General features: G+C 37.3%; 10 protein-coding genes. All 10 read right to left on the reverse strand.

Going from position 1 to position 9819, the window contains the following annotated elements:
• Positions 1-29: 29 nt before the first annotated feature.
• The 10 genes from GNY06_RS11570 to GNY06_RS11615 all read right to left on the reverse strand — a co-directional run bounded on the left by GNY06_RS11570 (position 30) and on the right by GNY06_RS11615 (position 9444).
• Positions 30-284: a GlsB/YeaQ/YmgE family stress response membrane protein gene (locus GNY06_RS11570; RefSeq protein ID WP_166520209.1), complete on the reverse strand. Its 255-nt coding sequence runs from the start codon at positions 282-284 to the stop codon at positions 30-32.
• Between the two features lie 84 nt (positions 285-368).
• Positions 369-1322 (reverse strand): signal recognition particle-docking protein FtsY, encoded by a 954-nt coding sequence (ftsY, locus tag GNY06_RS11575; protein ID WP_166520210.1) that lies wholly within the window; start codon positions 1320-1322, stop codon positions 369-371.
• Between the two features lie 386 nt (positions 1323-1708).
• Positions 1709-1858: a DUF4295 family protein gene (locus GNY06_RS11580; RefSeq protein ID WP_166520211.1), complete on the reverse strand. Its 150-nt coding sequence runs from the start codon at positions 1856-1858 to the stop codon at positions 1709-1711.
• A gap of 19 nt (positions 1859-1877) precedes the next feature.
• Positions 1878-2060, reverse strand: coding sequence for a 50S ribosomal protein L33 (gene rpmG / locus GNY06_RS11585; protein ID WP_009085751.1), 183 nt, complete (start codon positions 2058-2060; stop codon positions 1878-1880).
• A gap of 7 nt (positions 2061-2067) precedes the next feature.
• Positions 2068-2304: a 50S ribosomal protein L28 gene (gene rpmB, locus GNY06_RS11590; protein ID WP_166520212.1), complete on the reverse strand. Its 237-nt coding sequence runs from the start codon at positions 2302-2304 to the stop codon at positions 2068-2070.
• A gap of 173 nt (positions 2305-2477) precedes the next feature.
• Positions 2478-2978 carry a cupin domain-containing protein gene (locus GNY06_RS11595; protein WP_166520213.1) on the reverse strand — a complete coding sequence of 167 codons (501 nt, stop codon included), beginning with the start codon at positions 2976-2978 and terminating at the stop codon, positions 2478-2480.
• Between the two features lie 715 nt (positions 2979-3693).
• On the reverse strand, positions 3694-4560 hold the full coding sequence (locus tag GNY06_RS11600) for an ROK family protein (RefSeq protein WP_166520214.1): 867 nt from the start codon (positions 4558-4560) through the stop codon (positions 3694-3696).
• On the reverse strand, positions 4560-6206 hold the full coding sequence (lnt, locus tag GNY06_RS11605; RefSeq protein ID WP_166520215.1) for an apolipoprotein N-acyltransferase: 1647 nt from the start codon (positions 6204-6206) through the stop codon (positions 4560-4562). The genes GNY06_RS11600 and lnt overlap by 1 nt, the downstream gene beginning before the upstream one ends.
• A 37-nt stretch (positions 6207-6243) precedes the next feature.
• Entirely contained in the window at positions 6244-7242 is a 999-nt protein-coding gene (locus GNY06_RS11610) for an LLM class flavin-dependent oxidoreductase (protein ID WP_166520216.1), read from the reverse strand.
• A 33-nt stretch (positions 7243-7275) separates the two neighbouring features.
• Positions 7276-9444: a helix-turn-helix domain-containing protein gene (locus GNY06_RS11615; protein ID WP_166520221.1), complete on the reverse strand. Its 2169-nt coding sequence runs from the start codon at positions 9442-9444 to the stop codon at positions 7276-7278.
• Positions 9445-9819: the final 375 nt, after the last annotated feature.

Here is a 9819-nt window from a genome sequence, read left to right on the forward strand (position 1 = left end):
CCTACTTTTAGTCTTCTTCATTAAGAAGCTTATTTAGACCTTATCCTACCATAGATAAACAATAATAAAACGGCCCCTCCAATTGAGAAAATCCAATTTTTAAAGCTCCAAAAACTATCGGGAGCATACCAGCCCAGTAATCCTGCTAACCAACGTCCCACAATAGATCCTAAAATTCCAAGAAAAATAGTAATCAGCCAACCTCCTACATCTTTACCGGGGTGTATGGCCTTAGCAATTACTCCGGCAATAAGGCCGAATACAATAAAAGTAATCCAATTCATAATTTTGTTTTTTAATGAATTATAAAATAGTTTAGTTTAGATTACTCAAATTTAATATATTATAATTAAAATTTACAAATTATTTTATTTTTTTTGAAAAAAAGAGTCAACAAAAGCCTTTGCATCAAACAGTTGCAAATCTTCCATTTTTTCTCCTACGCCTATATATTTTACGGGAATTTGAAACTGATCCGAAATACCAATCACCACGCCACCTTTGGCCGTTCCATCTAATTTGGTAACGGCTAATGCCGTCACCTCAGTGGCAGCCGTAAACTGCTTTGCTTGCTCAAAAGCATTCTGCCCTGTTGAACCATCCAATACCAGCAATACTTCGTGAGGAGCCTCCGGAATTAATTTTTGCATAACTCTTTTAATCTTAGAGAGTTCATTCATAAGATTAACCTTATTATGGAGCCTTCCGGCAGTATCTATCAGCACCACATCTGCATCTTGAGCTACAGCGGATTGTACTGTATCAAAAGCTACAGAGGCTGGATCCGCTCCCATGAACTGCTTCACAATAGGTACGCCTACCCGCTGCGACCAAATGACCAACTGATCTACTGCGGCCGCTCTAAATGTATCTGCTGCCCCCAGAACAACCTTTAAACCTTCTGCTTTAAACTGATGGGCAAGCTTACCTATAGTAGTCGTTTTACCTACTCCATTTACCCCTACTACCATGATGATATAAGGTCTTTTATTGGGGTTAATATTTTGGGTATTTACATGGGGATTCTCCAACAACAAACCGGAAATCTCTTCACGTAATATAGTATGTAGCTCGCTGATATTCATATATTTATCTCTAGAAACACGCTCCTCTATCCTTCTCATAATCTTAACCGTAGTTTCTACGCCTACGTCTGAGGATATTAAAACTTCTTCCAGATCGTCAAGAACCTCGTCGTCTACCTTGCTCTTGCCGACTACAGCTCGACTTATTTTCTCAAAGAAAGACTGACTGGATTTTTCTAGACCCTTGTCTAAAGAGTCTTTTTCTTCTTGCTTGAATATTTTTTTAAACCAACTCACTTAATTAAATATTAATTATATTAACAATTATCATCGCCCTTTCATATCAATACTATTTAAGGACTTTTTACCCCCTAGCATAGACCTTGCTCAAGAGGCTTGTTATGTTTATCGGAAACCGATCTACTTTTATAAGCAAAGTATTTTTCTTATGCGTAAAATCCAGTTTGACTACCCTCCTATTTTTAAAAGTGTAGTCTGATAAAACCTTATATAAGAGCTTCTTTTGTTGTTTAAGCAATTACCTTTACTATGAACGCCTGGCTTCCTACTTTTTCATCTACATAAGAACCTATCATTATATTATAAAAACAGGTATCTGACAAATATATAAAAAAAACTACCTAAATAGGTAGTTTACTGTATAGTAAGTTTTTAACTTATGATTATTTTTTAAGATATGCATCTACTTCATCAGCATTCATTACTTTTTCTTCGAAAACGTATGCGCCAGACTTAGGTGATTTAATCATTTTCACCACTTTAGTCATTTTTTTAGAGGATGTCTGAAGGGTTGCTACAACTTTCTTAGCCATTTTTTTTTATTTTAAGAAGTTATTTAATTTCTTTATGAACAGTATACTTCTTCAAAACAGCGTTGAATTTTTTCAACTCTAGTCTTTCTGTTGTATTTTTTTTATTTTTTGTCGTGATGTATCGAGACATCCCCGGCATTCCGGATTCTTTATGCTCAGTGCACTCTAAAATCACTTGCACTCTATTACCTTTCTTTGCCATTTTTCAATTATTTAATAAATCCGTTTCTAGTAGCTCTTTCAATAGCTTCTTCTACACCAATCTTGTTAATAACTCTCAATCCATGAGCAGATACTTTCAAAGTAACGTGCTTATCCTGCTCAGGAAGGTAAAATTTTTTCTCCAATAAATTAATTTCAAAGCGTCTTTTGGTCTTATTATTGGCGTGAGAAACGTGGTTCCCGACCATTGCACGCTTACCTGTTATCTGGCAAATTTTTGACATATCTTTAGTCTTTATACTACTTATTCAAATCGAAGTGCAAAATAAATATTTTTTTTTGGAATACACAAGTTTTTATCCCTTAATTTTTTAATTTACAGTAGCTGTTAAAAAAAGAAATCTCCTCTGCTTTTCAGAGGGAAGAGTTAAAAAAGATGACTGTGAACCAGTCCGTTTCAATCTCTTCCGAAATCATCCTGTACCCTTACTATATCCTCTTCATTGGAAGGATTACCCATATCGGTATGCTGCCAAATTTCAGCCACCACACCCCAGGTATCTAAACCTATCAAGCGATGCCTTTCCCCCTGTTCAAGTTTAATCTGATCTTTTGGGAAATACTCCTTCATTTCTCCTTCTTCGTCGGTAAGACTACGCTTAACGCCCACCACACCATCTACCACTTGCCATATCTCTGCTCTCCTATGATGATACTGCCAACTTAATCTCGTGTGAGGCGCTACTATAAGTATTTTAGGGCTTAGCTTTCCTCCTCTTTTTAAATGTTCTACTTTGATACCCTCAAAATAATGATCGGCAAAACGCTGTGCCTGTTGTTCATCAATGACAAAAAAACCACCCCAAGGCCTTTTATCATCTTTATTCACTATAGTAAACCCGTGATCATCCAGTGCATTTTCTATCTTATTAAAGATTTCTATTTTCTCAATATTCATTATATAGCAAGTTTATATTAATTTTTTATTTTTTGGTAAACATGAGTCAGGGGAAGTCCTCTTCAGATATTCCTCTTTATCTTATTCGGCTGATCTATCATCTGAAAATATAACTCTCATCCCTCTCATTAAGTATTGATGACTAGCCCGGTTTATCAGGATAGACTAAATGATTCCCCCTTTAAAGACAGTAGATAGATATTCTTTTTAGAATTCTGCAGTGCCTGAATCATGTGCTTGCATTTTCTAGATGAGTAATCGCTTCCTTATATAAAAGCCGCTCGTAAAATATCTTAACCCATAACCTAAATTTCAGCACAGAAAAATAATCTAGACTCGTTTTTAAAATTATCACATTCCACTGCCGCATATTCGGTGTCTTTCCTTTTTTCTTTGGGTAAATTTGATAGAACGCTCCCTCTATTCTGAGTTTCTAGAACGAAATAAACTCCATCAGGCGAAACCTTCACTCTTATTGGCATTATAAGTATAAAGCCCCGCATTTCTAATTTTTACAGCCGGGATGTCCAAAAATCCCTCCTCCAAAGCAACCCCAAATCAGCGTGAGTATTTCCTTTGGATAAAGCGTACTCAGACAGCTTTTTCATCAACGAATTCACATCATCTGCGAGTCTACAATTTTGACCAAAAGCCCACCAACCGGATAGCAATAAAATAAAAAGTCATAAAACCAACACTCATCTCTCGAGGCATTTTATATTTTATTTCTCATCTTTAAAGCATGACTAGCTGCACCCAGAATAGCCGCATTTTCAAAAACTTCGGATATTTGGATGTTAAGATCCATCCGATTTTCTTGTAAAATATCTTGCAATTGCTCAGAAAAAAAAGGAAAAGATTTGGCAATATTCCCACCAATCAACAATATTTCGGGATCATAATATTTAACATATTTCAGAATAAATTCCGCTAGCGAAACAGCATATTCATTAAACATTTGATGGCGTATCTCTTCGGACTTATCCCATAAATCTATAACGCCCGAAATAGTATCACCCGTGAGGGTGTTATACCGATTCACAAACCACCGCGTAGCCAAATAATCTTCGCAAATACTCTCGCGGAAAGGGGAATCCCATAAATCTTCATCGGTTGCTACGCTGCCATTATAGAAAGCAGTCCCCAATCCCGTACCCAAGGTAATGCCAAATATACGCCGATATCCATGGATCCCACTAGCATAGATTTCGCCTTCTAAAAAGGCAGTTGCATCATTAATAAAATGAATTTGCTTCGATTCTATGCCTAAACTTTGGATAAGTTCCTGCTTAACGTTTACCTCATACAGGGAACGGAATTTACCTTGTAACATTAAAGAAACGCCGTTTTCATAATCAAACGGAGCCGGCATCGCTACTCCTATTAATAATTCTTCTTTTTGCAAACCCTCTATTACCCTGTTAATATTGTAAACCCAGGCCGGAAGAATAATTTCCCTAGCTGCAAAAGAGTCCACCCTCTCGCGAAGGTAAGTAGCGTTTATCAACTCATGTTTTTCTGGTTGTACCTGGGCTAACGTGATATGAGAACCCCCGATATCTATGCCAATTATATTTTGCATTATTTCTTAACTTTATTTTTACGTGATAGGTAGATTTGAGACCAAAAATAAATAAACAGGAAACCAAATACAAATAAGGCAATCCTATAAATGACATCTCCATATTTTACATAAGGAGTTTCTCCCTCAAAGACCTGTGCCCTGATCTGTATGGCTCCCTGAGCTCCATAAGGAAGACTTTCTATAATATCCCCTCTCGCATTGATATGAGCACTTACCCCACTATTTGCAGCCCTCACCACTTCTCTGCGCGTCTCTATCGCTCTCAGCTTTGCTAAAACCAACAACTGACGGTAGCCTGGGGAATTCCCCCACCAAGAATCGTTCGTCATAATCGCTAAAAGATTGGCTCCTTTTTTCAGATATTCTGTTACATATTCTCCATATATGCTTTCATAGCAAATAATGGGCGCTATTTTTACAGTATTAAACGGATTAGAAAAGACTTTTCTTTCTGGATCACTCCCCAGAGAGGCAATCGTTCCTCCGAAATTAAACATGGCATTTCCCAAAAGAGGTTTTAAAATGTTAATATAAGGAAAAAGTTCCACTCCAGGCACCAACCTTCCCTTATGATAAGTCTGAATAGTCTGATTAGGAATGATTTGCAAAGCTGTATTATAGCTATCTACCCATACACCAGGGTTCTCAATAAAGTAAGCTGTGTGCGACGTGTTGGCTGCATGGGGATATATTTTATGAGTAGAAGCCCCTGTAAGAAAAGTCGATTGAGGATAGGCTTTTGTAAAATCGTTCACTTCATTGAGAATTTCGCTATCGTTAAAACCCCTTTCACTTATGCTCCCATAGCCCGGCACTGCCGTTTCAGGGGCTATAAAAAAATCTACCTTCCCCTGTGCATGCTTTTTTGCAATATCCAGTAATCCATGTACAATTGTTAAGCTATCTCTGTTGTATTTTTCGGTATAAGGGTCCAAATCTGGCTGCAACAATACTACGTTCACTCTGCTACTCGGAGTCAGTTTTAGCTGCTGGTATTTGATTAATGAAATGCCTAGAGGCAACAACAACATACCTAGGAAAATAATAATATTCTTAATCAATAAGCTTCTCTTTCGGGTTACCTGAAAAAGTCTGTACGCATAATAGGTAAAAACATTGACGGATAATATCCATAGGGAGCCACCAAAAACGCCTGTTGTATCGTACCATTGTACCCATTGATGCCATCCTGCAAACACATTCCCCAACGTAAGCCATGGCCAGCTTAGTTCCCAAGTAGTATGGAATTTCTCAAAACAAATCCACAAAGCAACTAAAAACAACAATCCGGGATAAGTTCCTATTCTCTTTTTATAAATATGATAAAAAAGAAAAACCAACCCCATCGCTACAGAATTGAATAGCGTAGGTATAGCCACGGCTAAAAAGGAATGACTACCATCGGGATTTTTAGAATTAAACAGCCACCAGGTAGTGCATATATTCCAGATGAAAAAACTAAGAAAGCTAAATCCGAAAATGGCTGTTTTTTTGTTGTTGATCCGACTAAAATTAGCGAGATGATGCTCTAGCAACATTAAAGGTACGAAAGCAAAAAAGATCAATACAGGAATTCCGTGTGCCGGCCATGATAAAGCAAACAATAGACCACTGAGTATGGAAAGAGAAATATATCTACGCATAACTTTTAATCTTTACAAATATATTTTTTTTCAAGCATCAACGACTGATCATATTTTTAAAAATTTCATAAGACCTTAATCGTTCCTGATGATCATAAATATGTGAAACGACCATGATTTCATCAATGGGGCAAACACTCAGGAAATGCTGTAATTTTTTCTCTATAGTGGATTCTCCCCCGATTAAACTGGAAGAAAGCATTCTACGAACTTGCATGGCTTCTATAGGAGACCACAGAGCATCCATATCCTCTACCGGAGGAAGAGAAGGTTTCCTATCGTTTCTGATTAAATTGAGAAAAGCTTGAAATAAGGTAGTTGCGAGATAATCAGCTTCCTCATCTGTTGGGGCTGCAACGACATTAATGGCTGCAATTACATAAGGATGGGGAAAGTCTTGGGAAGGTTTATAATGTTCTCGATAAATATTAAATGCTTCTGCCATATGGTCAGGAGCAAAATGCCCGGCAAAAGCATAAGGCAAGCCTAACTGAGCTGCTAACCAAGCGCTATCGGTACTAGAGCCTAAAATGTAGATGGGTATCTCCAATCCCTCCCCAGGTATAGCCCGAACCCCTTCTTTTCTATTTTCTTTTGAGAAATAAGTTTGTAATTCGGAAATCTGATGCGGAAATTGCGCGTTAATGATATGTGGATTTCTTCCCAATGCCCTAGCTGTCTGAGCATCTGTACCTGGTGCTCTACCAATACCTAAGTCAATACGCCCAGGATACAAGGTTTCCAATGTTCCGAATTGCTCAGCCACCACCAACGAACTGTGATTGGGGAGCATCACCCCTCCTGAACCTACTCTAATTTTTTGAGTACCCCCAGCGATATACCCTACCAGTACGGCAGTTGCCGAACTGGCAATATTAACCATATTATGATGCTCAGCCAGCCAAAACCGCTCATAACCCCACTTTTCAGCATGAATGGCTAAATCCAACGAATGCTTTAAAGTTTTATAAATACTATTTCCTTGTGCAATATAAGCCAGATCTAATATTGAGTATTTTATTTTTTTTAGGTCCATAATTATTGGTATTGATCTGTAGAAAATAAGTTTCTATTTCTCTTCGCTTTCAACTTCCGGTGATTTTCCATATCGATAGTTAAAATGATTCCACAAAATACGAATTTCATAAAACTCAAACTCCTCAGGCAGAGATTTTTTCCATTCGGTGAGATGATCAAAAATTTCTTTTTGATACTGAATCTCAAATGTCTGAATTTTCTTCGCATCGATTATTCTTGTTATATCTACCAAGCCCACTTCAGCCATCTTGGCCAAATGCCCATATACGGTGGAAACGACCAGACCTCTTTCTTTGGCTATCTCACCAGGGGTTTTACCCTCTTCAAATAACTGAAAAGTAATAATATGAGTAGGCTTTTTAGCTATTTTAGAGGAAGTGTCTATTTCCTGATCTCTATCAAATAAAGGGAGATCCAGCAGCTTAGATGCTTTTAACCGGTCTATGTATTCCTCCAAATCATCGAGGAATATTTTTACAGATTCATTATACGCCTTCATACCTTTAACACCTTTGGTCTCTGCATAAAAATCTTTTAGCGGCAACAAAAACTGTTCTGTTACATTTTTATAGAAAAATGCGACTCCCCCCTTACATTTCTCTTCTATATCTGACCATTGAATGCTTCCTTCTATGAAACTTTTAGCCTTCTGCTGTATAATTTTTTTAAACTTTTCGGAGATAGCAAAAAGTTTTTCACTCTCTATTTTAAAAATATGCGAAAGCTTACCCACTTTATCATGGTCCAGGGCTTTAGTAGAAAAAGCAGATGCTTTCCAGTTGACAAGGGCATCCTTTAACCAAGCCGTATCCAACCTCATCTGTACTTTATGCAATGCATAATCATACTTTTCCCGTTCCAGAATTTGATTCAATACATCGTTGGCATGGGTGGACTGCTGAAAATGTTCTATTCGAGGATCGCTAAAAATCACTTCAGGGGTTATTTTAGACCTGAGGATAATCCCCTCTAAGGTACGGCAGCGGCTTAAGGCTACATATACCTGCCCACTCACAAAAGATTTACCCGCATCTATAATCACTCTATCAAAGGTTAATCCTTGACTTTTATGAATGGTAACAGCCCATGCTAAGCGAATCGGAAATTGCTCATAACTCCCGAGTATTTCCTCCTGAACATTTTGATCTGCATCTAAGAAATATTTTTTTTGTTCCCATATTTCTTTGGTAATGGTTATTTCCTCTTGAGAATCTTCTAATACCGCTTTTAGAACCTCCCCATCTGCATAGGATATTGCTGCTAGCTTCCCATTATAGAATTTCTTTTCAGGCGAAGTATCATTTCGAATAAACATGACCTGAGCACCTACCTTGAGCTCTAAAACTTCATCAGTAGGGTATTGATTTTCATTAAAATTACCCACCACAGAAGCCTTGTAAATTTGAGTTCTCCCAACCAGTTCTTTCAATTTTTTCTGATTGATTGCATCTGCAATCCGATTATGGGAACACAAATGTATATAAGCCTCGCCCTGGGGCTCAAAATCGGGTTGATAGCGTTGATTGAGTTTTTTTAAATCTAACCTAGAGACATCGGCATCCCTGACTGCGTTGAGAATTTCCAAAAAGGCTTCATCCTGCTGGCGGTATACTTTTGTAAGCTCCACAGTCAGCAAGGGGACTTCCTGTAAAGCTTTAGCCGAAAAGAAAAAAGGCGAAGGGTAAAATTTTGACAAAATTCTTTCGGAATCCTCTCTTACTACTGGGGGTAATTGATATAAATCACCAATCAACAATAATTGTACCCCTCCAAATGAGAGTTGATTTCTACGAATGTGCCGCAAAGCATGATCAAGCATATCGAGTAAATCAGCCCGCAACATAGAAACCTCATCCACTATCATCAGTTCTATTTCCCGGAGTAATTTTAATTTATCCTTTCTATACTTGAAATGGGTATACAAATCCTTAATATTAATAGCCACATTGCGGTCTACATATTCTGTTGTGGGAACAAAGGTTCGTAAGGGCATTCCAAACATAGAATGGATGGTAACCCCGCCCGCATTAATAGCAGCGATACCTGTAGAAGCTACTACAATATGCTTCTTACGCGTTTTCTGAATAAAGTTGGTTAGGAAGGTCGTTTTTCCTGTTCCTGCTTTGCCTGTCAAAAATACACTTCTGTTTGTATTTTCAAGTAAATCGACGAGTGCCTCCAATGAATGAAAAAATTTCATCAAAGTTAAGCTATTAAAAGGCGAAAAGCAATTCATCCTATATCCTGTTATACTCTTTTTAAGCTTTACATTCTAGTTTTTTTTAAGATTCCTGAAACGCTATAAAAAGCTGAATATAAGATTATTTAACCACTCTTAGCTTACTAACTTGATATTTAGAGATTCCATATAAATTGGGCTTTATATGGGAAAACCCTCTTTCGAAAGTTTTTAATAAAAACACACAAGAGATGAAAACACTATGATCCACCCGTGGTGCATTTAGGATAAAAAAAAGGGAGCTGCTCATTATTAGCTAAATACCTAAATTTAATAGTCTAACAAACGATTAAATATGAACAGTTTTACCGCAAATTATGAAAAAATATTAGAGAT

Source organism: Elizabethkingia argenteiflava, assembly GCF_009904105.1.
Lineage (GTDB): Bacteria > Bacteroidota > Bacteroidia > Flavobacteriales > Weeksellaceae > Elizabethkingia > Elizabethkingia argenteiflava.

What these genes read in the sequence shown, in the direction of transcription:
- rpmG (WP_009085751.1), bottom strand. Translation starts at nt 2,060, where the DNA reads ATGGCAAAGAAAGGTAATAGAGTGCAAGTGATTTTAGAGTGCACTGAG.
- GNY06_RS11600 (WP_166520214.1), bottom strand. Translation starts at nt 4,560, where the DNA reads ATGCAAAATATAATTGGCATAGATATCGGGGGTTCTCATATCACGTTA.
- lnt (WP_166520215.1), bottom strand. Translation starts at nt 6,206, where the DNA reads ATGCGTAGATATATTTCTCTTTCCATACTCAGTGGTCTATTGTTTGCT.
- GNY06_RS11595 (WP_166520213.1), bottom strand. Translation starts at nt 2,978, where the DNA reads ATGAATATTGAGAAAATAGAAATCTTTAATAAGATAGAAAATGCACTG.
- rpmB (WP_166520212.1), bottom strand. Translation starts at nt 2,304, where the DNA reads ATGTCAAAAATTTGCCAGATAACAGGTAAGCGTGCAATGGTCGGGAAC.
- GNY06_RS11580 (WP_166520211.1), bottom strand. Translation starts at nt 1,858, where the DNA reads ATGGCTAAGAAAGTTGTAGCAACCCTTCAGACATCCTCTAAAAAAATG.
- GNY06_RS11610 (WP_166520216.1), bottom strand. Translation starts at nt 7,242, where the DNA reads ATGGACCTAAAAAAAATAAAATACTCAATATTAGATCTGGCTTATATT.
- GNY06_RS11615 (WP_166520221.1), bottom strand. Translation starts at nt 9,444, where the DNA reads ATGAAATTTTTTCATTCATTGGAGGCACTCGTCGATTTACTTGAAAAT.
- GNY06_RS11570 (WP_166520209.1), bottom strand. Translation starts at nt 284, where the DNA reads ATGAATTGGATTACTTTTATTGTATTCGGCCTTATTGCCGGAGTAATT.